At 37.9% G+C, this 20,394-nt stretch carries 19 protein-coding genes; all 19 read left to right on the forward strand.

Going from position 1 to position 20,394, the window contains the following annotated elements:
- The first annotated feature begins 3 nt into the window (after nt 1–3).
- The 19 genes from ACED46_RS13140 to ACED46_RS13230 all read left to right on the forward strand — a co-directional run bounded on the left by ACED46_RS13140 (nt 4) and on the right by ACED46_RS13230 (nt 20,393).
- Complete coding sequence (locus tag ACED46_RS13140) at nt 4–1,026, forward strand: hypothetical protein (RefSeq protein WP_371721644.1); 1,023 nt, start codon at nt 4–6, stop codon at nt 1,024–1,026.
- Nucleotide 1,027: 1 nt separating this feature from the next.
- The gene (locus ACED46_RS13145) at nt 1,028–2,296 is read left to right on the forward strand and encodes a hypothetical protein (RefSeq protein ID WP_371721645.1); all 1,269 of its coding nucleotides are present in this window, start codon (nt 1,028–1,030) and stop codon (nt 2,294–2,296) included.
- On the forward strand, nt 2,268–2,996 hold the full coding sequence (locus tag ACED46_RS13150; protein ID WP_371721646.1) for a hypothetical protein: 729 nt from the start codon (nt 2,268–2,270) through the stop codon (nt 2,994–2,996). Before ACED46_RS13145 ends, ACED46_RS13150 begins: the two co-directional genes overlap by 29 nt.
- Nucleotides 2,996–4,132, forward strand: coding sequence for an EpsG family protein (locus ACED46_RS13155; protein ID WP_371721647.1), 1,137 nt, complete (start codon nt 2,996–2,998; stop codon nt 4,130–4,132). The genes ACED46_RS13150 and ACED46_RS13155 overlap by 1 nt, the downstream gene beginning before the upstream one ends.
- Nucleotides 4,125–5,171 carry a polysaccharide biosynthesis protein gene (locus ACED46_RS13160; protein ID WP_371721649.1) on the forward strand — a complete coding sequence of 349 codons (1,047 nt, stop codon included), beginning with the start codon at nt 4,125–4,127 and terminating at the stop codon, nt 5,169–5,171. The genes ACED46_RS13155 and ACED46_RS13160 overlap by 8 nt, the downstream gene beginning before the upstream one ends.
- Entirely contained in the window at nt 5,171–6,274 is a 1,104-nt protein-coding gene (locus ACED46_RS13165) for an NAD-dependent epimerase/dehydratase family protein (protein WP_371721650.1), read from the forward strand. Before ACED46_RS13160 ends, ACED46_RS13165 begins: the two co-directional genes overlap by 1 nt.
- A gap of 9 nt (nt 6,275–6,283) precedes the next feature.
- Nucleotides 6,284–7,414: a non-hydrolyzing UDP-N-acetylglucosamine 2-epimerase gene (wecB, locus tag ACED46_RS13170; protein WP_371721651.1), complete on the forward strand. Its 1,131-nt coding sequence runs from the start codon at nt 6,284–6,286 to the stop codon at nt 7,412–7,414.
- A gap of 51 nt (nt 7,415–7,465) precedes the next feature.
- Nucleotides 7,466–8,641, forward strand: coding sequence for a glycosyltransferase family 4 protein (locus ACED46_RS13175; RefSeq protein WP_371721652.1), 1,176 nt, complete (start codon nt 7,466–7,468; stop codon nt 8,639–8,641).
- Nucleotides 8,638–9,486, forward strand: a complete 849-nt coding sequence (locus ACED46_RS13180; protein ID WP_371721653.1) for a sulfotransferase — start codon at nt 8,638–8,640, stop codon at nt 9,484–9,486. Before ACED46_RS13175 ends, ACED46_RS13180 begins: the two co-directional genes overlap by 4 nt.
- A gap of 40 nt (nt 9,487–9,526) precedes the next feature.
- Nucleotides 9,527–10,681: a DegT/DnrJ/EryC1/StrS family aminotransferase gene (locus ACED46_RS13185; protein WP_371721654.1), complete on the forward strand. Its 1,155-nt coding sequence runs from the start codon at nt 9,527–9,529 to the stop codon at nt 10,679–10,681.
- Nucleotides 10,674–11,267 carry a sugar transferase gene (locus tag ACED46_RS13190; RefSeq protein WP_371721655.1) on the forward strand — a complete coding sequence of 198 codons (594 nt, stop codon included), beginning with the start codon at nt 10,674–10,676 and terminating at the stop codon, nt 11,265–11,267. The genes ACED46_RS13185 and ACED46_RS13190 overlap by 8 nt, the downstream gene beginning before the upstream one ends.
- A gap of 108 nt (nt 11,268–11,375) precedes the next feature.
- Entirely contained in the window at nt 11,376–13,283 is a 1,908-nt protein-coding gene (locus ACED46_RS13195; protein ID WP_371721656.1) for a polysaccharide biosynthesis protein, read from the forward strand.
- 48 nt (nt 13,284–13,331) lie between these two features.
- The gene (locus ACED46_RS13200) at nt 13,332–14,522 is read left to right on the forward strand and encodes a UDP-N-acetylglucosamine 4,6-dehydratase (RefSeq protein ID WP_371721657.1); all 1,191 of its coding nucleotides are present in this window, start codon (nt 13,332–13,334) and stop codon (nt 14,520–14,522) included.
- 12 nt (nt 14,523–14,534) lie between these two features.
- Nucleotides 14,535–15,686 (forward strand): LegC family aminotransferase, encoded by a 1,152-nt coding sequence (locus tag ACED46_RS13205; protein WP_371721658.1) that lies wholly within the window; start codon nt 14,535–14,537, stop codon nt 15,684–15,686.
- A gap of 17 nt (nt 15,687–15,703) precedes the next feature.
- The gene (gene neuC, locus ACED46_RS13210) at nt 15,704–16,897 is read left to right on the forward strand and encodes a UDP-N-acetylglucosamine 2-epimerase (RefSeq protein ID WP_371721659.1); all 1,194 of its coding nucleotides are present in this window, start codon (nt 15,704–15,706) and stop codon (nt 16,895–16,897) included.
- A 7-nt stretch (nt 16,898–16,904) separates the two neighbouring features.
- Nucleotides 16,905–17,978, forward strand: coding sequence for an N-acetylneuraminate synthase (gene neuB, locus ACED46_RS13215; protein WP_371721660.1), 1,074 nt, complete (start codon nt 16,905–16,907; stop codon nt 17,976–17,978).
- Nucleotides 17,971–18,624, forward strand: a complete 654-nt coding sequence (locus ACED46_RS13220) for an acetyltransferase (protein WP_371721661.1) — start codon at nt 17,971–17,973, stop codon at nt 18,622–18,624. The genes neuB and ACED46_RS13220 overlap by 8 nt, the downstream gene beginning before the upstream one ends.
- Nucleotides 18,625–18,641: 17 nt before the next feature.
- Nucleotides 18,642–19,700 (forward strand): nucleotidyltransferase family protein, encoded by a 1,059-nt coding sequence (locus tag ACED46_RS13225; protein WP_371721662.1) that lies wholly within the window; start codon nt 18,642–18,644, stop codon nt 19,698–19,700.
- 3 nt (nt 19,701–19,703) lie between these two features.
- A complete protein-coding gene (locus ACED46_RS13230; RefSeq protein ID WP_371721663.1) occupies nt 19,704–20,393 on the forward strand; it encodes a cytidylyltransferase domain-containing protein in 690 nt (229 codons plus the stop codon).
- The last annotated feature ends 1 nt before the right edge of the window (nt 20,394 follow it).

Consider the following 20,394-nt stretch of genomic DNA (forward strand, 5'->3'; position numbering starts at 1 on the left):
CTAATGGCGGCATTAGATGTTTCGCGTGACAAAACTTGGGATGGCTATGCTTGTCAATATATTGATAGAGAAGTTGTGGTCTTTTCAAAAAAATCCGTATTATACGAGGTTGATCTGTCGAATGATGAAGTAATAAGCTCGTGGAGCTTCCCTAAAAGCAACATATACAAACTAGTGCCTTCATCTATAACATCTAGAGCATTGAGAGAACAATTTTATAATGTAATAAAAATAAAAAAAGGCTACTTTGTTGTATGGTGCAAGTCTATTTATTATGTCGAAGGTGACAATGTTCGATTTATAAAAAAAATAGACTTTAGAATATTTAGAGGTGGGTGCGTTGTTTATAATGAAAAAATATATTTTGGCGAGTACTCAGATAATAGCATCCGACAGGCGGTAAAAATATATTCTTTTGACATTGAAACGAAAAGTTTGAATGTTGAACTGATACTAGATGCTGGAAGTGTCAGACATATTCATGCAATAAAATACTTCTCAGATGAAGAGTTAGCTATTTTAACCGGAGATCTCCCAGAGGAATGCAAAATTATATTATTTAACATTCACACTAAAAATATTACTGAGATATTATCAGGAGATGAGGATTATCGTGCAATTTATGGCTTTAGAGATGAGAATAAATTCATATATGCAACCGATGCCCAATATAAAACCAATTCAATTTTTGAATATGATATCAATCGCAAGCGAGTAATAAAACTTTTAGAGTTAGATGGACCTGTTTTTTATGGCGCAAAAATTTCTTCTGGTAGTTTTTTTTCTGTAGTGTATGAAGGTGATATCGCGCAAATAGGACGTTCTGCTAGTCTTTTATACCGATGCCAGAAAAAAGAAACTATTAAAAAGATCTATTCTTCAGAAAAGGACTTTTTAAGTACTAAATATTTTCAATTCGGGCAGGTGATTTTACCATATGTTGGAGATGACGATATTGATACTTTATGGTTTTCTACAATAGCCCTTAAAAGTGACGGAAAGGCCTATAAGGTTAAAGTAAATTAAAGTGATCAATAAAAGAAAGGTAACTGTTTTTATACTGTTGGGAGCATTATTTAGTTTTATAAGAGAAATTATCATCGTTCACTATTTGGGCGATTCTTATGAGTCTGACATATTTCGAGTTTCATATTCATTACCAAACTTCTTCCTTCAAACGATTGGTACATTATTTGTAACATTTTCAATGGGAGTATTATGTGACAAATCACCAGATAAGCAGGAAAGTTTTTATAAACAAAGTATCTTTATTCTTGCTTTATTAACTTCCATATTAATTATTACCACTCCATATCAACTGAGAATGCTATATCCTGGCTTTTCTTTAAACGACGATGTGGTTACTCTGGCAAGAATAAGTTGGTTGATTTTTCTTGTAGGAGGGGGAACTTTAATACCAAGAGCTTATTTGAACTTGCAAAACGACAGGTTCTCAGCTTCTACTACGCAATTAGTTCGCGCAATAACTTTTTGTTCTGTTATAGTCTTATTATCAAACTTCCAATATACCATTAACGCTAAAAATTTGATATTTGCATCCATTTTTTCTGTATTTTGTTTAGTGTTTACGCACGCTTCTGGCATCAAGTCTCTTTTAACCAAATTGAGTTATTGGGATTTTAAACTTTCAACAGAGTGGAAACATTTTTTCGGGGTTGTTCTTTTATATCAATTATTGGTATCTTCGAGTCGCTTTATTGATAGAAGCATAGCATCGAGTCAATCAGGACTGATGAGTGTGGTAGAATTTTCCTATGGAATGTACACAATACCGTTGTCAATCTTTTTAAGTGTTTTTTCAATTATTGTTATCCCTAAAGTTTTGTCTAGAAATGATGGTTTAAGAATAAAGAAATATAGTATATTAGTAATTTCTCTAATTATTCCGCTCTCGTCTATAGCTATATACTATATGTATGGTTTTGTCTTTGATTTTTTTATTGTGTACTTAAAATCTTTTTCTAAAAATGGTAGTGAAATTTTGTTCGATGTTAGTCGAGCAATGTTTTCGATGATTCCACTGTGTTTAATTTCACTTTTGTCTTCCCATTATTTTTTGGCGAAGAAAAGGTTTAAATTGTTGCTGTTTATATCATCAATCAAGCTCGTGAGTAAGATTATATCTGTATTTATGTGCCTATACATACTTAATATTGGTAACATAGAAACTATAATTTATAGCTTTATATTTAGTGAGTTAACACTTTGTGTTGTGATTTTATTTTTTTATATTAGAGGGGACTATTGTGTTAATCATAGCTGCCGGAATGCCTAGAAGTGCTTCTACTTTACAATGTAATATTTTTAATGAGATCTTTAAATTAAAAGGGATTGGTGAACGACCAGATTGGAAGAAGAATTGGCAAGATGACAGGGAAGAGTTAAAATCTGACATTCTTTCTGAAAAAATAATAATTCGGAAGTCACACTCATTGACCCCTGAATTACTTGATTGGTTATCAGACTATGATGGGAAAATTTTAATTTGTACATCTAAGAGAGATGTACGAGATGTTTCTGTATCGATGATGGAAAAGTTCGATTATAGTTTTTCTAAATCATTAGATAGAATAGAAAAAGCAATTGAAAATCTAGAAAGAATTTATGGTTCTGGAATAAAGTTCATTGAACAAGATTACAATAAACTCAGGTATGATTTAAGGGGATCTATAGTTGAATGTGCTAATTTTATTAGTATCAATTTGAATGATGAAGAAGTTGATGTTATTTATTCGACTTTAAATGTAGAAAAAGCATATGAGGCATCAAAATCTAATAGTAGCCCATTTGTTAATAAGTTAAAGCGGTATTTCCAATTTGTATTCTCTAAAACTTTCAAATATAAGAATCAAAGTCTGATGCTTCATCCTAATCATGTTTCCGGTACTCTTGGTCAATCTGGTTTGTGGCAAAGTAAATTGAATGATGACCAAGTAAAAACACTCAGTGCTCGGTTTTCTACTTGGTGTGACTAATGTCTAGTTATATTTTTTTACTCTTTGTTTTTTTTATCCCTATGATAATGGAAGCAATGAAAGTATCAGCAAAAATAAATTATTTTATATATTACTTCCTGATATTTTTAGTTTTAATCTTTGTTGCTATGAGGTTAGAGACTGGGTACGATTGGCTAAGCTATAGAAACTACTTTCATTCTATATCTAGCATAAGTTTTGAAGAAATACTGTCTAATAAATTCGAACCTTTTTATTATTTATTTAACTCTATATTAAAGGAGTTAGGTTTTGAATTTCAATCGGTAATAATAGTATCTGGGGCTTTTTCTGTTTTTGCTTGGGCTGTCTTTATCAAAAAGTTTTCCCCAATGCCAATTCATACTCTTTATTTTCTAGTTTGTTTCTTACTTTTTTCTTTATTATTTTCTACTATTAGGCAAAGTATTGCATTAGCAATATTTTTATTTTTTTTAGTCTGCGAAAAAAGGTTTGGATTTTCAAAAGTAAGATTTTCTATTTTTTTGTTTTTATCATTTTTATTTCAGTATAGTAGTTTTGTTTACTATTTGATATATTGTATATCTAACAGGCTCCCTAGAAAAAAATTGCTGCTATTTGCTTTTTTGTTTTTATACTTTGCGCAATTTGTTACTCAACCTATTGATTATCTGTTGCAGTTTGTAACGAGTTTTGGGTTCTTTAGTGAGAAGTTGACGTGGTACTTCTTTGACCGTGGTTTAGAAGTAAGTATATTTGATAAAATTAGAATTTGGGTATCGGCTCCTGTTTTTTTCTGTGTGCTTACTTATTACTATTATAATGATAATATTGGAGAGATAAATAAGAAAATTTGTGGCTTTGGGGTGATATTAATATTTGTTGAGCTGTTTTTTATCGATTATTCAGTTTTTCGATATCGGATCTATTATTTCGCATTTATCGTCCAGGCCATTTATTGTTTAACACTCGTGAAGGGGGCTGACTTTCTAACTAGATTTTTTGCGACAGTGTCGTTTTTTGCTGTTGGATTACTTTATGTTATTCTTTTTTTAAACAAACCTACAGCCTCGGTTTTAAAACCATATCAATTTTGGCCTTATCATTATTTAACCGAAATGAAAAGTACAGGAGAGGAAAGATATAATTATGACTAACTTATTCCATGGAAAAATCTTGCTTATAACTGGAGGGACCGGATCATTTGGTAACGCTGTTCTTGACCGTTTTTTAGAAACAGATATCAACGAAGTTCGCATTTTCTCTCGAGATGAGAAGAAACAGGATGATATGCGAAAAAAATATAACTCACCTAAGCTTAAGTTCTACATCGGTGATGTTCGTGATTATAACTCGATTCTTTCTGCTACCCGAGGTGTTGATTTTGTTTACCATGCAGCAGCTCTTAAACAAGTCCCTTCTTGTGAATTTCACCCCATGGAAGCAGTGAAGACAAATGTTCTAGGTACTGAAAACGTATTAGAAGCTTGCGTCGCTAATGAAGTATCGCGAGTTGTTTGCTTGAGTACAGATAAAGCAGTTTACCCGATCAACGCAATGGGTATATCTAAAGCAATGATGGAGAAAGTCATAGTTGCTAAATCACGCAATGTTGACCCAAACAAAACCGTAATATCAGCCACCCGTTACGGAAATGTTATGGCGTCTCGTGGTTCTGTTATCCCGCTGTTTTTGCGTCAGATCATAAATGGTGATCCGATCACTATTACCGATCCGAATATGACACGCTTTATGATGACTTTAAACGATGCTGTTGACCTTGTATTACATGCATTCACGCATGGTGTGAATGGCGATATTTTTGTTCAAAAGGCACCTGCAGCGACAATCGAAGTTTTGGTTGAGGCGTTGAAAGAAATTACTTCTAAACCTGATCATAAAGTCAATGTAATTGGCACTCGACATGGTGAAAAGCTTTACGAAGCTTTGTGTAGTCGAGAAGAAATGTTTGTTGCTGAAGAGCAAGGTGGTTATTACCGAGTTCCATCTGACAATAGAGATCTGAATTACTCCCAATATGTCGAAGAAGGTGAGCAGGATCTCAGTATTATTGAAGACTATAACTCGCACAACACTGAACGTTTAGATGTTTCAGGTATGATTAAGCTGCTTCATAAATTGGATTTTATCGCGGATATTGAAGCTGGCAGCGTTAACGTTCCGGAAGGTGTTTAATGAAAATCCTAATTACCGGCGCAAAAGGGTTTATTGGTAAGAATTTATCTTTGTTTCTAAAAGAACAAGGCAAATACATAGTCACTGAAGTAGATCGTGATACACCTGAAAATGATTTGAATGAAGCTCTAGCTAACACTGACTTTGTTTTCCACCTTGCGGGTGTTAATCGCCCTAAGAACGATTCAGAATTTAAAGAAGGTAATGCAGATTTAACGTCTCATATTGTCACTACTCTGGAGGCTAGTGGTCGTAAAGTACCTTTGATGATCAGCTCCTCAACGCAGGCTGTTAGTGATAATGCTTATGGTGCTAGCAAAGCGGAAGCAGAAAAAGTTGTAGAAGCTTATGGACAGGCCACAGGTTCGCCATATTTCATCTACCGTTTCCCAAATGTATTTGGTAAATGGTGCCGACCAAACTATAACTCTTTCGTCGCAACTTTCTGCTACAACATCCTCAATGACATTGAGATTAATATCCATGATCCTAAGGCGCCTGTGACTCTTATTTACATCGATGATGTATGTAAATGTTTGATGAACCTTCTAGATGGCGATAAGCCTTCTGGTTCGACTAAGGTGACTCCAGAGTACCCAACTACAGTTGGTTATGTGGCGGACACACTAAACGATTTTAAAGAAAGTCGTGATAGCTTGATTACTGAAAATGTTGGTGTTGGTCTAGATCGAGCTCTCTATTCGACTTACTTAAGCTACATGCAGCCTAGTCAGTTCAGTTACACCATTCCAAGGTATGGGGACGAAAGAGGTGTCTTTAGTGAAGTGCTAAAGACAAAGCAGGCTGGTCAATTCTCGTTCTTCACGGCTCACCCTGGAATCACTCGTGGTGGTCATTACCATCATACTAAGAATGAAAAATTCCTAGTGATCAAAGGCCAAGCTTTGTTCAAGTTTGAGCATGTGATCACCGGCGAGCGTTACGAGTTAAGCGTAGACAGTGAAACCTCAGAAATTGTTGAAACGGTTCCTGGATGGTCACACGATGTAACGAACGTTGGCTCTGAAGAGTTGGTTGTTATGTTATGGGCGAATGAAATCTTCGATCGAGAAGCTCCAGATACAATTGCTAAACTTCTGTAAGGTAAAATGATGAAAAAAATGAAAGTAATGTCAGTGGTTGGCACTCGCCCTGAAATTATTCGCTTGTCCCGTGTTCTTGCTAAACTTGATGAGCATTGCGAACACATTCTGGTTCACACTGGGCAAAACTATGATTTTGAGCTCAATGAAGTTTTCTTCAATGATCTTGGAGTTAGAAAGCCAGATTATTTCCTAAATGCAGCTGGCAAAAATGCAGCAGAAACCATCGGTCAAGTGATTATCAAAGTTGATGAAGTGCTTGAGCAAGTACAACCAGAGGCTATGCTTGTACTCGGTGATACTAACTCATGTATTTCAGCCCTTCCGGCAAAGCGACGTAAAGTGCCAATCTTCCATATGGAAGCGGGTAATCGTTGTTTTGATCAACGTGTCCCTGAAGAAACAAATCGCCGTATTGTTGATCACACTTCTGATATCAATTTAACATACAGCACCATCGCTCGTGATTACCTGCTTGCTGAAGGCTTACCTGCTGATCGTGTGATCAAGACGGGCAGCCCTATGTTTGAAGTTTTGAATCATTATATGGATCAGATTGACGCTTCGGATGTTCTTCAAAGACTGGAATTAAACAAAGGTGAATACTTCGTAGTGAGCTTGCACCGTGAAGAGAATGTGGATTCTCCGAAGCAATTGGCGAAGTTAGCAGAGACGCTGAACACGGTAGCTATAAGATATGATTTACCACTTATCGTTTCTACTCACCCACGTACGAGAAATCGTATTGAGGCTCAAGGGCTAGAGTTCCATAAGAATATTCAGCTACTTAAGCCAATGGGCTTCCATGACTACAACTGTCTTCAAAAGAATGCAAAAGCGGTGCTTTCAGATAGCGGTACCATCAATGAAGAATCTTCAATCATGAACTTCCCTGCGTTGAACATGCGCGAAGCACATGAAAGACCAGAAGGTATGGAAGAAGCGTCAGTAATGATGGTTGGTTTAGCTGTTGAGCGTGTACTGCAAGGTTTGAAAGTGTTGGAAAGCCAACCTTCAGGGGCAACTCGTTTACTACGTCAAGTAGAAGATTACAGCATGCCAAATGTGTCTGATAAGATGGTACGCATTATCCATTCTTATACAGACTATGTTAAAAGAGTGGTTTGGAAAGAGTATTAGTATAAGTACGCCTTAGACTTTATTGTTTAAGGTTTTATTTGTAGGATTTATATGAAGATTACTATATTACATAGATATTTCTGGCCTCAAAATTATCCTTACGCAACAATGTTAAGGTATATTACAGAACAAACTGTTGATCATTTTGATGAGGTTGAGGTTTTGTCTTCTTACCATAACCAAGAAGAGAAGGTTAAAAGGGAAGAGTGGGCTGTTGAAAATAATATTAATTGTAAAGGTATTAACTTAAAATCTGAAAGAGGGTTAAGCTTACCAAACAAAGTACTAACAATGTTAAGATATTGGTTTTGGTTAATTTATCAGTTGGCAACTATTAAGACTGACGTCGTAATGGTAGCTACAACACCGCCTGTTTTTACTGCTATGTTAGTTAGATTTTTCTCTAAGATTAAAAAGTATAATTATATATATCATTGCCAAGATATTCACCCAGAGTCATCTTTGATAAATGGCAATATTAAAGATGGTTTTTTCTTTCGTTGGCTCAGAAGCGTAGATAAGAATAATGTGAATGAAGCGTCATTAGTTATTTGTTTATCTAGCGACATGAAAAAAACTCTAGTTGAGAGAGGATCTTCGAGTTCAAATATCAAGTGTATTAATAATTTTATTTTTGAAGGTTCCCCGATTCCTACATCTGGTGAAAAAGACAACATAACTAGGTTTTTGTTTGCCGGTACTTTAGGGCACTTTCAAAACCTGGGCTCTTTGTTTAAAGTGATAGAAAAATTTGATGGCAATGATAAGGTTGAATTCCATATTATGGGCGATGGGCCTTTAAAGTCCTCCTTAGTTAATAAGTTTGGTTACGTTAGTAATTTGATATTTCATGGTATGAGACCTATAGAAGACGCTATTTCAGCAATGGATAAATGTGACTTTGGAATTGTAACTTTGAGTGAAGGTATAACTCAAGTCGCTTATCCATCAAAAAGTATAATGTATCTAAGTAGGGGGTTGCCTATCTTAGCTTGTGTTGATGTTGAGTCGGATGTCTTTAAATTAATTAATGACAACGTGCTCGGTTTAGCTGTGTGTAATTCAAATCATAACAGTATAGAAGAGGCAATTAATAAGTTAATAGTGATTAATAATGAGGTTTTTTTTGACAGGAAAGATATATCTGATTTTGCAAATAACCAATTCGGGAAGGATGAAATATTGTCAAAGTTCAATGATGCCTTTAGGGAGGTGTCGGAAAAATGACACCAATAATATTAATCGGTGCGGGAAGGTCTGGAACTAAGTTCCTTCGGTCAATTTTGTCGGCTAGTGATAATGTAAGCTCTATTCCTTATGATGTAGGTTATGTTTGGCGTTATGGCAATGAAAGCTACCATAGTGACGAATTGAAACCTGAACATTTGAATGATAACATTCGGTCCTATATAAGAAAGACTTTACCCTCCTTAGTTAGGAATAATGGACACTTATCTAAATATTTTGTTGAAAAATCCGTACCTAACTCTTTGAGAGTAAAGTTTATACATAAAGTATATCCTGATGCAAAGTTCGTTTTTTTAATTAGAGATGGCCGTGCTGTTACAGAATCTTCGATACGCCTATGGAAAGCACCCTCTGACAAGAAGTATTTAGTAAAAAAACTTCGTTACTTTCCTTGGAGAAACTATCGCTATGCTTTTTGGTATATTGGTAATATTTTGCAAGGAATGGTAAATAAAAGAGGGCAAAATATATGGGGGCCTAGATATGATAATATTGAAGTGGACTCAAAAAAATTACCAATGGAAGTTGTTTGTGCTCGTCAATGGCGAAAATGTGTTGAGCTTGCTCATGTTGATTTACTTTCGATTCCTAAAGAGCAAGTAATACAAGTCAAGTATGAAGATTTTATGAAAAGCAGCTCCGAACTTGAACGTATTTGTAGGTTTCTTAAAATTCCTGATGCCGACAATGTTATTCAAAAATTCGAAAATACTGTTGAAATTAATAATTTGGATAAGTGGCGTGAGAATCTAACTGGAAATTCGCTGCATCTAGTTGAAGAGGAAATCAATTCTACACTTTCTAAGTTTGGTTACATTGATTAACATATAAATATTTATATTGGTTTTATAGTGAGTTGAAATTATGAATTTTCTCCCTTTTGCTTTGCCTGAGATTGGCGAAGAAGAAATTGCTGAAGTTGTAGATTCCTTGCGCTCAGGTTGGGTAACAACAGGTCCCAAAGCTAAACGCCTCGAAGAGGATTTTGTATCGTTTCTTGGCCGAAAGGATCTTGAAGCTGTAGCGGTAAACTCAGCGACATCTGGGTTACATTTAGCGTTGGAAGCGGTAGGTGTTGGTGAAGGGGACGAGGTTATCTTACCTACTTATACATTTACAGCAACAGCCGAAATTGTGCGTTACCTTGGCGCAACTCCAGTAATGGTTGATATAGAACCTGATACGTACAACATTTCAATTGCTGCTTTTGAAAAAGCGATCACTGAGAAAACCAAAGCCGTTATTCCAGTGCATTTTGCTGGTTATGCATGTGACATGAACTCAATATTGAGCATAGCTAAGTCACATGAAATAAAGGTTATAGAAGATGCCGCTCATGCTTTACCTACGGTTTATAATGGGCAGTTAATTGGTACTTTAGATAGCGATGTTACAGTATTTAGTTTTTATGCGAATAAAACAATGACAACAGGTGAGGGCGGTATGTTGGTGACTAGTTGTCCTGATATAGCTGCAAGATCTAAAGTGATGCGACTGCATGGCATAAGCCGTGACGCATTTGATCGCTACACTTCTACTAAACCTGCATGGTCATATGAAGTGATCGCTCCTGGCTATAAGTACAACATGCCTGATATTGCTGCTGCAATTGGTATTCATCAACTAGCAAGGTTGCATTCGTTCCACGATAAGCGCGTTTCAATGGCTGAGTATTACAACAATGAGTTACAAGATTTGCCTCTTACGACGCCGCCATGTCCCGAGAGAATTACAGAGCATGCTTGGCATTTATACCCAATCAAACTAGATGCTGCTGCGATTAATCGTGATAAGTTTATTGAGAAGATGTCTGCAATTGGTATTGGCTGTTCCGTTCATTTTATTCCTCTTCATTTACACCCTTATTGGAGAGATGAATACTCATTGACTCCTGAGATGTTCCCCATTGCTCAGGAGTTATTTGAAAATGAAGTAACGATTCCGTTATATACTAAAATGACTGAAGCCGATATTGACCGAGTAGTTAAAGGTGTCAGGCAGGTGTTGAAAAATGCTTAAGCGTACATTTGATCTAATCAGCAGTGTTGTGGGACTTGTAGTGCTTAGTCCATTGTTCATTATAGTGGCGATTTGGATTAAACTGGAATCTTCAGGTCCGATTTTTTTTCGCCAAGAAAGGGTGGGCAGAAATGGTGAAATTTTTAGAATCCATAAATTCAGAACCATGCGTAGTGATTCTGAAAATGAAGGTCGCTTAACCATTGGTAAAGACAACCGTATCACTACTTCAGGGCGCTTTCTTAGAAAGTCTAAAATAGATGAATTACCTCAACTTATCGATGTGGTGTTCGGAGATATGAGTCTTGTTGGCCCGAGGCCTGAAGTTCAAGAGTTTATTGATGAATACCCAAGTGATATAAAAAAAATAATTCTTTCCGTAAGGCCAGGTATTACAGACAGGGCGTCTATAGAAATGGTGGATGAGAATGAAATCCTCGGTAAGTATAATGATCCTAGAAAGGCTTATATTGAAAAGATACTTCCGATTAAGCAAGAATTTTATGTGGAATATGTCCATAATCAAACCTTTTGGGGTGATGTTAATCTAATAATTCAAACGTTTAAAAAGATTGTGACGAGGTAGTAACCTCTGGTTTTTGTTTGTAGTAAAATTGGCTGTTGCTCTTTATTTTACGGCCATAGCTCTACAAATAAAGCCTATTATATATTTTATTCTTTTAAAGTGGACGACATGGCTAGGCTTAATTATATTTGGAATCTATCTCGGCTCAGAAAGCGAATTATTAGCGTTTTCATCGATACTCTATTTATTATCACCTCATTGTATGCAGCGTATTGGACTCGTATTGGCCATATTAAATCTCTAGAGGATATGAACAACCAGTATGTGTTACTAGGTACGGTTATTGTTACTCTTATCGCATTCACCAAATTAGGATTGTATCGTGCGATTTTACGTTATTTAACTTTTCATGCTTTAGCTGTGGTCAGCATCGGAGCATTTATATCAGCTACCTCTGTAGCTTTTTTAGCTTTTTATTTTGATGCGTCAGTACCACGTTCAGTACCCATCATATATGGTTCATTTTTATGTTTACTTTGTGGCGGTTCGCGGTTGATTGTTCGAGTCTTAGTTGCTCAGACAAACAATAAAGGGCGAAAATCTGTAATGATCTACGGAGCCGGTTCCGCAGGCCGTCAGTTAGCATTGGCGCTAAGAAATTCAGACACACACAAAGTTATCGGCTTTATTGACGAAGATAAAACCCTTGAAAATACGATAATTCTTGGCCTGACAGTGTGTCAGATACCACAAGCAGAAAAACGAATAAGTAAGAATAATGCGGAACAGATTCTATTGGCTGTTCCGAGCGCCTCACGAGCTCGGCGTAAAGAGATATTGGATTCTTTAGTTCATTTACCTGTCGAAGTACGAACTGTGCCGGAAATGTCTGACATAGTTGCAGGTAAAGCAAAGATTGATGAGCTAAAAGATGTATTAATAGATGACTTATTAGGCCGTGACCCCGTCGCACCACAGCAATCTTTAATGGAAGCTAACATTAAGAATAAGGTTGTTATGGTTACAGGGGCAGGAGGCTCAATAGGGTCAGAGCTTTGTCGACAAATTATTCGTAATCAACCAAAGACCTTAGTTCTTTTTGAGCTATCGGAGTTTGGTCTATATCAAATAGAGCGAGAGTTGACTCTACTTAAAGAAGTTGAAGAGCTTCACGTTGAAATCATCCCACTATTAGGTTCTGTACAGCGTTCACATCGTTTACTAACTGCAATGCAGTCGTTTCAGGTTCAGACTGTCTATCATGCTGCTGCTTATAAGCACGTTCCATTGGTTGAATATAATGTTATAGAAGGGGTACGCAATAATATTTATGGCACTTACTATGCGGCCAAGGCTGCGGTTGAGGCTCGGGTTGAATCTTTTGTTCTTATTTCAACCGATAAAGCCGTACGTTCAACTAATGTAATGGGAGCAACCAAACGTATGGCTGAATTAGGTCTTCAAGCTTTAGCAGAGCAAGAGAATCTGAAGGTATGTGGGACACGATTTTCTATGGTGCGTTTTGGAAATGTTCTTGGTTCTTCCGGCTCTGTAATTCCCTTATTTAAAAAGCAAATAAAATCAGGTGGCCCAATAACCGTCACGCACCCAGGTATTACTCGATTCTTTATGACAATTCCCGAAGCCGCTCAACTGGTAATACAAGCTGGAGCTATGAGTAAAGGAGGGGATGTATTCGTGTTGGACATGGGTGATTCAGTGAAAATTACTGACCTAGCAGAAAATTTGATTAAGTTATCTGGTTTGACTGTTAAAAATGAAGATAATATTGGCGGAGATATTGAAATCATTTTTTCCGGCCTTCGTCCTGGAGAAAAGCTATATGAAGAGCTCTTAATTGGTGATCATGTCGAAAGAACTGCCCACAAACGTATTATGACGGCTAACGAGGTTTACCTCCCACTTGTAGAGTATGAATTGCTTTTGGAATCGTTAGATTTGGCCTGCCACAATTTGAAGCATGAAGCTATTCGTAAGTTGTTGCTCGATGCACCAACAGGTTTCAAACCAACAGATGGAATTGGTGACTTAGTTTATAATCAAATGTATGATTAAAAAATTCTAGACTTATCGTAAAACCTACTATTCATCTTAAGGATAACAATGGATTCAATACTATCTCTGATTGGCCGAGACATTACGCTATTTGCAAATGATATTACTGAAAATCAAAAAGAATTAGAGAGCATTGTATCTAGCTCTCGATTTTTGGTATTAGGCGGGGCGGGTTCAATTGGTCAAGCTGTAACTAAAGAAATCTTCAAACGTAATCCTAAGAAGTTGCATGTTGTTGATATTAGTGAAAACAACATGGTAGAGCTTGTTCGAGATATCCGTAGCTCATTTGGTTATATTGATGGTGATTTCCAAACATTTGCTTTGGACATTGGTTCTCTAGAGTACGACGCATTCATCAAAGCCGATGGTAAGTTCGATTATGTATTGAATCTATCGGCGCTTAAGCATGTTAGAAGTGAAAAAGATCCTTATACACTGATGCGCATGATCGATGTGAATGTTTTTAATACCGACAAAACGATCCAGCAGTCTATTGATGCTGGCGCGAAAAAGTACTTCTGTGTTTCAACCGATAAAGCTGCAAACCCTGTTAACATGATGGGTGCGTCAAAGCGCATTATGGAAATGTTCCTGATGCGTAAAAGCGAGCAAATGGCAATCTCAACTGCTCGATTTGCGAATGTAGCATTCTCTGATGGCTCGCTACTTCACGGATTTAACCAACGTATTCAAAAGCGTCAGCCTATCGTTGCTCCCAATGACATCAAACGTTACTTTGTTACTCCGCAAGAGTCGGGTGAGTTATGTTTGATGTCTTGTATCTTTGGAGAGAATCGTGACATTTTCTTCCCGAAATTGAGTGAAGCTTTGCACCTTATCTCGTTTGCGGATATTGCCGTGAAATACTTAGAGCAGCTTGGTTACCAACCTCACTTATGTGAAACAGAAAAAGAAGCTCGCCAGCTTGCACATACGCTCCCTGAGCAAGGCAAGTGGCCATGTTTGTTTACTGCAAGTGATACAACGGGTGAAAAAGACTTCGAAGAGTTTTTTACAGATAAAGAAGAGCTGGATATGTCTCGATTTGAAAATCTGGGCATCATCAAAAATGAACCTCTTTATGAGCAAGATCTGCTTACTTTGTTTGAAAACAGCATCTCTGAGCTGAAAGGTGAGCGAGCTTGGACTAAAGAGCAGATTGTGAAACTGTTCTTTGCCATGATCCCTGATTTTGGACACAAAGAAATAGGTAAATACCTCGATAGCAAGATGTAAGTGGAGCATTCAATGAAAGCGACAACTATTGTTGAATTTGTGAGATATACATACAAAACAGACGAATTTATTCCCTTACATGCACCAACGTTTGATGGCAACGAAAAAGCGTACGTAATGGAAACGATTGAAAGTACATTTGTTTCTAGCGTCGGTAAGTTTGTTGATGATTTTGAGAAAAAAATTGAAGCTTACACTGGTACCGCCAAAGCAGTAGCGACAGTGAATGGCACTGCGGCATTGCATGCGGCTTTGTACATGGCTGATGTTCAACGAGGTGATCTTGTTATAACACAAGCTCTGACATTCGTTGCAACTTGTAATGCACTGTATCATATGGGCGCCGAGCCGATTTTTGTGGATGTTTCACCAATAAGCTTAGGGCTATGCCCTAAAGCCGTGGATGCATTTTTAGAGGAGAATGCTGAAGTTATAGACGCGGGGTGTATCCATAGAAAAACAGGCAGAAGAATCAAAGCAGTCGTACCAATGCACACGTTTGGTCACCCTGTAGAGCTTGATGAACTGGTTGCTGTTTGCTTGAAATGGAACATCACGTTGGTTGAAGATGCCGCAGAAAGTCTAGGCTCGTTCTATAAGGGCAAACACACCGGTACTATTGGCGATTTTGGTGCTGTCAGCTTCAATGGTAATAAGATCATCACCACAGGCGGTGGTGGCATGGTGTTATGCAAGACTCAAGAATTAGGTGCGCGTACTAAGCATGTCACGACGACAGCAAAAGTGCCCCATCCTTATGAGTTTTTCCATGATGAACCTGGCTTTAACTACCGCATGCCTAACCTGAATGCTGCTCTGGGATGTGCACAGATGGAAGTTATCGAGCAGTATTTGAAGCAAAAGAGATTGCTTGCAGAAGGCTATAAAAACTTCTTCAAAGGTACAGATTTTAACTTTGTCACTGAGCCAGAGTATGCGAAGTCAAACTATTGGCTAAATGCAATCATTTGTCCGGATAAAGAAAGTCGCGAAGAGGTACTTAAAGGCACAAATGGTTCAGGCGTGATGACTCGACCTATTTGGCAGCTCATGCACAGATTACCTATGTTTGAGAATGCAATACGTGGTGACCTAACTTACTCAGAGTTTATTGAGGCGCACCTAATCAATCTTCCAAGTACCCCAGTGGAAATCAAAGGCTAAGTAGGTTTAATACATACATGACGCAGACACATAAAAAGGTTGCGGTCTTTACTGGTACAAGAGCAGAGTATGGTCTGCTCTTTTGGCTTTTAAAGGACATACAAAGCGATCCTGACCTAACACTTCAATTGCTTGTTTCTGGTATGCACCTATCACCGGAATTCGGTGATACTTACAAACAAATTGAAAAAGATGGCTTCAATATCGATGAGAAAATAGAGATTTTGTTGTCTTCTGATTCCGCTGTAGGGACAGCGAAAAGTATGGGGCTGGGTGTCTTAGGGTTTGCCGATGCCTTGTCGCGACTAGCACCAGATGTTCTTGTCATTCTTGGAGATCGCTTTGAAGCGCTCGCTGCAGCGCAAACGGCTATGATACTTCGTATTCCGATCATTCATCTTCATGGTGGTGAAATAACAGAAGGTGCTTATGACGATGCAATTCGTCATGCGATTACCAAGTTGAGTTACCTACATGGTACATCGACAGACGAATACCGAAACCGAGTGATTCAACTTGGTGAATCACCAGTACGTGTAAGAAATATTGGTGCTATTGGCTTAGACCACCTAAACCGAGCGTCTTTTATGACGGTTTCTGAGTTGAGTGAATCACTAAGTTTTGAACTCACAGAACCTTATTTTATCGTTACTTATCATTCTGTTACTCTGGGTAACGAATCTCCAGAGGAAAGCTTCCAGTCACTTTTAGGCGCATTGGATGAATACCCTGATCATCAAGTTATATTGACTTACCCTAACGCAGATGACGGTGGTCGACGCATTATCCCAATGCTAGAAGATTATGCGGCAAGTCAACCAAAACGTGTCTTGGCAATTCCATCACTAGGGCAAGTGCGTTATCTGAGCTCGGTAAAGCATGCAGCTGCAATTATTGGTAATTCGTCGAGTGGTATTATTGAAGTACCAGCTTTTGATGTTCCTACAGTGAATATAGGGGCTAGACAAAAGGGACGCTTGGCCGCAAAAAGTGTTCTAAACACCACTACTACGAAAGAATCCATCAGTAACGCGATTGGCCTCGCTGTGAGCCGAAAGTATAAAGCTGAAGATGAAAATATTGCTAACCCCTACGGACAAGGTGATAGTAGCAAGCAAGTTATAGAGATGATTAAAGGACTGAATTTTGATCCTTGTAAGTCTTTTTATGATGTAAACATTGAACCTGACTTAAACAAGAAAGTAGAGTGAGACAATAATGACTTTAATTATTGCCGAAGCGGGTGTAAACCATAACGGCCAAGAAGAACTTGCGTTTTCTTTGGTCGATGCTGCCCATAAAGCTGGAGCGGATATAGTAAAGTTCCAAACTTTTAAAGCAAAAAACCTAGTTACCGAAGAAGCTAAGCAAGCTGAATATCAAGTAGTAAATACTCAAAAGCAAGAGTCTCAGTTAGCGATGTTAAGCCGTTTAGAACTGTCGTACGAGACCCACCATGATCTCGTCAAATATTGTGAGTCCCTTGGTATTGAGTTTCTATCAACAGCTTTCGATTTAGAAAGTTTAGATTTCTTAGTCAATGATCTTGGTTTAACGCGCTTGAAGTTGCCTTCCGGTGAGTTAACGAACGCTCCTCTTGTATTGGCTCATGCTCGTACTGGTTGTGATCTTATTGTATCAACAGGGATGGCAACACTTTCTGAAATTGAGACTGCTCTTGGAGTGATTGCTTTCGGTTATACAGCAGATGAAAAAGCAGAACCTTCCATGCTAGGTTTCCAAGAAGCTTATGCATCAGAAGCTGGTCAAAAAGCGCTAAAAGAAAAAGTAACAATTCTTCATTGTACGACGGAATATCCTGCTCCAATGGAAGAAATCAACCTAAGAGCAATGGATACGCTAAGGCGAGCATTTGACTTGGCGGCAGGCTATTCGGACCACAGTGAAGGAATAACGATTCCAATTGCGGCTGTTGCTCGTGGTGCTGTTCTGATAGAGAAGCATTTTACGTTAGATCAAAACATGGAAGGTCCTGATCATAAGGCTTCTCTTGAGCCACAAGAGCTAGAGGCAATGGTAAAAGCCATCCGTCAGATTGAGATTGCATTAGGCTCTAGCGTAAAAACGCCTACAGTTTCTGAAGTGAAAAACAAATCCGTAGCACGAAAAAGCTTAGTAGCAGCAATGGATATTGAAGAGGGAGAAGAGTTAACAGAATCTAACCTCACAATTAAACGGCCAGGTATTGGTTTGTCCCCTTATCGCTATTGGGAACTTCTTGGCAATAAGGCAACCAAAGGATACAAAGCAGGAGAGCTGATCATTGAGTGATGAGGTGAATCTTCCTATTGTAATGATTGGTGGAGGCGGTCATGCCTCCGTTCTTGCTGAAATATTGCTTACACAGGGAAGAGACATACTTGCCGTGATAAGTCCTGAAGATGTCAGTCAACGTTCTGTATTTAAAGGAATTACCATCCTTGAAAAAGACGAAGATATTCTGAGGTTTGACAAAGATAAGATTCTTTTGGTCAACGGTATTGGAATGATGCCCAAATCCAGCTTTAAGAAAAAAATTAATGAATACTTTCTCTCATTAGGTTATCAATTTGAGACGGTCATCGCTGAAAGTGCATTCGTTTCACCTTTTTCTAAAATTGAAATTGGTGCTCAGATTTTACCCATGGCGATGATTCAGACTGGGGCTACAGTAGGGAGCCATAGTATAATCAATACGGGTGCCTTGGTTGAGCACGATTGTAAAATAGGTGCTTATAACCATATCGCTCCTAAAGCAACGTTGTGTGGTCAAGTCGAGACAAAAGAAAGTGTCTATGTTGGAGCTGGTTCAACGGTTATCCAAGGGATATCTATTGGCAGTGGCGCTATCGTGGGGGCTGGTGCTAGTCTCACTCAGTCTTTAGAAGAAAATACCATTGCATATCCTGCTAGAGCAGTAATTAAAACAAATTCTTAGAAAACAAAAGGTAGAATATGAGTCATTGTTGGCAAAAAACGCTGATATCAGAATCAAGTACAATCAAGCAGGCGTTAGAAATCATCAACAGCGAAGCATTGCGTGTCGCTGTGGTTGTTGATCAAGATAAAAAGCTTCTAGGCATGATTACTGATGGTGATATTCGACGTGGCTTATTAAATGATCTGGTGTTAACCGACTCTGTTGCCAAGGTGATGAATTCTGAGCCTATTACCGCAGAGAAAGGTGCATCAAAAGAGCATCTTGTAGAGTTAATGGAAAAAAAGCAAATTCTATCGGTTCCATTACTTGACCAAGACAACAAAGTTGTAGGTTTGGAAACTCTTCACAGCGCGCTGAGTAAAGATAAATATCAGAACCCAGTATTCATTATGGCTGGTGGTTTTGGTACTCGTTTACGACCGCTGACGGACAGTTGCCCTAAACCGATGCTAAAAGTTGGTGATAAACCTATTCTAGAAACTGTAATCAAGAGTTTTATTAAAGCGGGCTTCAGCAACTTCTACATTTCAACGCACTACATGCCTGAGCAAATTCACCAACATTTTGGTGATGGTAGTGATTTTGGGGTTCGCATCTCATATGTACACGAAGTTACTCCTTTGGGCACCGGTGGTGCTCTAGGCTTGCTACCTGAAGATATGCCAAGAGATCTACCATTAATTATGATCAATGGCGATGTGTTGACCAAAGTAGACTTCCAGCGTTTGTTAAACTTCCATATGGAAAATGATGCAGATGCAACAATGTGTGTTCGAGAGTACGACTACCAAATTCCTTATGGTGTTATTAATGGGGACGGTAATCAAATTACCAGCATGGTTGAAAAACCAGTTCAACGCTTTTTTGTTAACGCTGGTATCTATGTTGTGTCTCCTCGAGTGATTCAATCAGTAGAAAAGAATCAGAAAATCGACATGCCTACGTTGCTCGAGCAACACATGAAAGAGAGACAAAAAGTATTAATGTTCCCAATTCATGAGTACTGGCTAGATATCGGCCGGATAGATGACTATAATCGTGCTCAAATTGATATTTACAATCTTGGTCTTTAAACGATGATTGATGGAAAAAAAGTTATAGCGGTAGTTCCTGCTAGAGCTGGGAGCAAAAGGTTAACAAATAAAAACATCAGAGAGCTAAATGGAGTTCCGTTAATTGGTTGGACACTAAAGGCTGCACAAGAAAGCCAATATATTGATCAGATTCTTGTTACTACAGATAGTGTCGAAATAAGAGATATAGTGAATAGGTTTGGAGATTATGTCCCAGAACTACGACCTGACTGTTTGTCTAAAGATGATTCGAGTACGACAGATGTCATTGACTATGTCTTGAATAAGTTTTGTACATCTGATGATATAATCGTCCTGCTACAGCCCACTTCTCCTCTACGTACAGAGCAGCATATTGATGAGGCTTTGGAGCTTTATTCAAAAAGCTCCGCTGATGCCGTAATTTCTGTTACAGAATGTGATCACAATCCTGCTTGGAGCAATACGTTGCCCCACAATGGTTCGATGAAGAAATTTATAAGTAGAAATGACAATAAGCGCTCCCAAGACTTAGAAAAATATTTTAGATTAAATGGGGCATTATATGTTTTCTCAAGAGAAAGCTTTTTTAGTTATAATCAAATACCTTACGAAGGTAACTCATATGCATATATCATGGGAAATAGAAGTTCAATAGATATTGATACACTGTTTGACTTTAAACTAGCCGAGTTTTTTATGATGGAGTCGTAAA

Origin of the sequence: Vibrio sp. 1S139 (genome assembly GCF_041439475.1) — a bacterium.
GTDB classification, from domain to species: Bacteria; Pseudomonadota; Gammaproteobacteria; order Enterobacterales; family Vibrionaceae; genus Vibrio; species Vibrio crassostreae_C.

What these genes read in the sequence shown, in the direction of transcription:
- ACED46_RS13140 (WP_371721644.1), top strand. Translation starts at nt 4, where the DNA reads ATGGCGGCATTAGATGTTTCGCGTGACAAAACTTGGGATGGCTATGCT.
- ACED46_RS13155 (WP_371721647.1), top strand. Translation starts at nt 2,996, where the DNA reads ATGTCTAGTTATATTTTTTTACTCTTTGTTTTTTTTATCCCTATGATA.
- ACED46_RS13160 (WP_371721649.1), top strand. Translation starts at nt 4,125, where the DNA reads ATGACTAACTTATTCCATGGAAAAATCTTGCTTATAACTGGAGGGACC.
- ACED46_RS13165 (WP_371721650.1), top strand. Translation starts at nt 5,171, where the DNA reads ATGAAAATCCTAATTACCGGCGCAAAAGGGTTTATTGGTAAGAATTTA.
- wecB (WP_371721651.1), top strand. Translation starts at nt 6,284, where the DNA reads ATGAAAAAAATGAAAGTAATGTCAGTGGTTGGCACTCGCCCTGAAATT.
- ACED46_RS13175 (WP_371721652.1), top strand. Translation starts at nt 7,466, where the DNA reads ATGAAGATTACTATATTACATAGATATTTCTGGCCTCAAAATTATCCT.
- ACED46_RS13180 (WP_371721653.1), top strand. Translation starts at nt 8,638, where the DNA reads ATGACACCAATAATATTAATCGGTGCGGGAAGGTCTGGAACTAAGTTC.
- ACED46_RS13185 (WP_371721654.1), top strand. Translation starts at nt 9,527, where the DNA reads ATGAATTTTCTCCCTTTTGCTTTGCCTGAGATTGGCGAAGAAGAAATT.
- ACED46_RS13190 (WP_371721655.1), top strand. Translation starts at nt 10,674, where the DNA reads ATGCTTAAGCGTACATTTGATCTAATCAGCAGTGTTGTGGGACTTGTA.
- ACED46_RS13195 (WP_371721656.1), top strand. Translation starts at nt 11,376, where the DNA reads ATGGCTAGGCTTAATTATATTTGGAATCTATCTCGGCTCAGAAAGCGA.
- ACED46_RS13200 (WP_371721657.1), top strand. Translation starts at nt 13,332, where the DNA reads ATGGATTCAATACTATCTCTGATTGGCCGAGACATTACGCTATTTGCA.
- ACED46_RS13205 (WP_371721658.1), top strand. Translation starts at nt 14,535, where the DNA reads ATGAAAGCGACAACTATTGTTGAATTTGTGAGATATACATACAAAACA.
- neuC (WP_371721659.1), top strand. Translation starts at nt 15,704, where the DNA reads ATGACGCAGACACATAAAAAGGTTGCGGTCTTTACTGGTACAAGAGCA.
- neuB (WP_371721660.1), top strand. Translation starts at nt 16,905, where the DNA reads ATGACTTTAATTATTGCCGAAGCGGGTGTAAACCATAACGGCCAAGAA.
- ACED46_RS13225 (WP_371721662.1), top strand. Translation starts at nt 18,642, where the DNA reads ATGAGTCATTGTTGGCAAAAAACGCTGATATCAGAATCAAGTACAATC.
- ACED46_RS13230 (WP_371721663.1), top strand. Translation starts at nt 19,704, where the DNA reads ATGATTGATGGAAAAAAAGTTATAGCGGTAGTTCCTGCTAGAGCTGGG.